The sequence below is a fragment of the Flagellimonas pelagia genome (assembly GCF_003584135.1).
GTDB lineage: Bacteria > Bacteroidota > Bacteroidia > Flavobacteriales > Flavobacteriaceae > Flagellimonas > Flagellimonas pelagia.
In genome coordinates this window covers 65,001-67,128 of record NZ_QXFI01000032.1, presented here as the reverse complement: position 1 = coordinate 67,128, position 2,128 = coordinate 65,001, and the positions used below count along the sequence as shown (strand labels likewise).

2 tRNA genes and 1 rRNA gene (1 of these 3 running past the window's edge) are annotated in these 2,128 nt (G+C 52.6%); all 3 read left to right on the top strand.

Features of this window, described 5'->3' with window-relative positions:
* Nucleotides 1-236: 236 nt before the first annotated feature.
* Nucleotides 237-1,754, top strand: a 16S ribosomal RNA gene (locus D2V05_RS14040).
* A gap of 115 nt (nt 1,755-1,869) precedes the next feature.
* Nucleotides 1,870-1,943: transfer RNA gene (locus D2V05_RS14035), tRNA-Ile, on the top strand.
* Between the two features lie 122 nt (nt 1,944-2,065).
* A tRNA-Ala gene (locus tag D2V05_RS14030) sits at nt 2,066-2,128 on the top strand (it continues 11 nt past the right edge of the window).

Here is a 2,128-nt window from a genome sequence, read left to right as displayed (position 1 = left end):
AAAAAATATCCGAAAACATTTTGTGGAGTCGGAATAACGTTCTTATATTTGCACCCGCTTAGCTGATGAGGCAGGGCGTTTTCGAGAGGGGGATTGGTCGGGATGGCCGATTTTTTTTTCGGGAAAAACAAGAAGAAGTTCATATGCATATTGTAACGACAGCGTAAAGAGAATAAGAACCATTTTGATGCGGGGGCCCGGATATTTCCGGGTGTCGGACAGACATTCAAGGAAATACAATGAAGAGTTTGATCCTGGCTCAGGATGAACGCTAGCGGCAGGCCTAACACATGCAAGTCGAGGGGTAGAGGGTGCTTGCACCCTTGAGACCGGCGCACGGGTGCGGAACGCGTATGGAACCTGCCCCTGTCAGGGGAATAGCCCAGGGAAACTTGGATTAATGCCCCATGGTATCCATGTATCGCATGATATGTGGATTAAAGATTTATCGGACAGGGATGGCCATGCGTACCATTAGCTGGTTGGTGAGGTAACGGCTTACCAAGGCAACGATGGTTAGGGGCCCTGAGAGGGGGATCCCCCACACTGGTACTGAGACACGGACCAGACTCCTACGGGAGGCAGCAGTGAGGAATATTGGACAATGGTCGGAAGACTGATCCAGCCATGCCGCGTGCAGGATGACGGCCCTATGGGTTGTAAACTGCTTTTATACGGGAAGAAACCCACCTACGTGTAGGTGGCTGACGGTACCGTAAGAATAAGGACCGGCTAACTCCGTGCCAGCAGCCGCGGTAATACGGAGGGTCCGAGCGTTATCCGGAATCATTGGGTTTAAAGGGTCCGTAGGCGGGCCTGTAAGTCAGGGGTGAAAGTTTGTGGCTCAACCATAAAATTGCCTTTGATACTGCAGGTCTTGAGTCATGGTGGGGTTGCCGGAACATGTGGTGTAGCGGTGAAATGCATAGATATCACATAGAACACCGATCGCGAAGGCAGGTGACCAACCATGTACTGACGCTGATGGACGAAAGCGTGGGTAGCGAACGGGATTAGATACCCCGGTAGTCCACGCCGTAAACGATGGATACTAGCTGTGGGGCATTCGTGCTCCGTGGCCAAGCGAAAGTGATAAGTATCCCACCTGGGGAGTACGTTCGCAAGAATGAAACTCAAAGGAATTGACGGGGGCCCGCACAAGCGGTGGAGCATGTGGTTTAATTCGATGATACGCGAGGAACCTTACCAGGGCTTAAATGCAGGCTGCATGGGGTGGAGACATCCCTTTCTTCGGACTGCCTGCAAGGTGCTGCATGGTTGTCGTCAGCTCGTGCCGTGAGGTGTCAGGTTAAGTCCTATAACGAGCGCAACCCCTGCCGTTAGTTGCCAGCATGTAAAGATGGGGACTCTAACGGGACTGCCGGTGCAAACCGTGAGGAAGGTGGGGACGACGTCAAATCATCACGGCCCTTACGTCCTGGGCCACACACGTGCTACAATGGCCGGTACAGAGGGAAGCCACCCCGCAAGGGGGCGCGGATCTATAAAACCGGTCACAGTTCGGATCGGGGTCTGCAACTCGACCCCGTGAAGCTGGAATCGCTAGTAATCGGATATCAGCCATGATCCGGTGAATACGTTCCCGGGCCTTGTACACACCGCCCGTCAAGCCATGGAAGCCGGGAGTGCCTGAAGTCCGTCACCGCAAGGAGCGGCCTAGGGCAAAATCGGTAACTAGGGCTAAGTCGTAACAAGGTAGCCGTACCGGAAGGTGCGGCTGGAACACCTCCTTTCTAGAGAAAGAGACGCCCGGAGGTTGTTCGGGCCCCGCACGAGGTGGTCCTTTACCTTTATGCTGTCGTTTTACAATGTGTTTTTTGATATACTGGCAAATTTTTAGGCCAAGACAGTCTCATAGCTCAGCTGGTTAGAGCGCTACACTGATAATGTAGAGGTCGGCAGTTCGAGTCTGCCTGAGACTACGATGAAAGGTTCATTGAGTATTGAAAGGAAATTCTGGAAGTTGAGACACCAGTTGTTGGTTCTTGGTTGATGGTTGATGGAAATTACGATCAACGAACAACGAACAACAATCAACTAGACTGGGGAATTAGCTCAGCTGGCTAGAGCGCCTGCCTTGCACGCAGGAGGTCAAGGGTTCGACTCC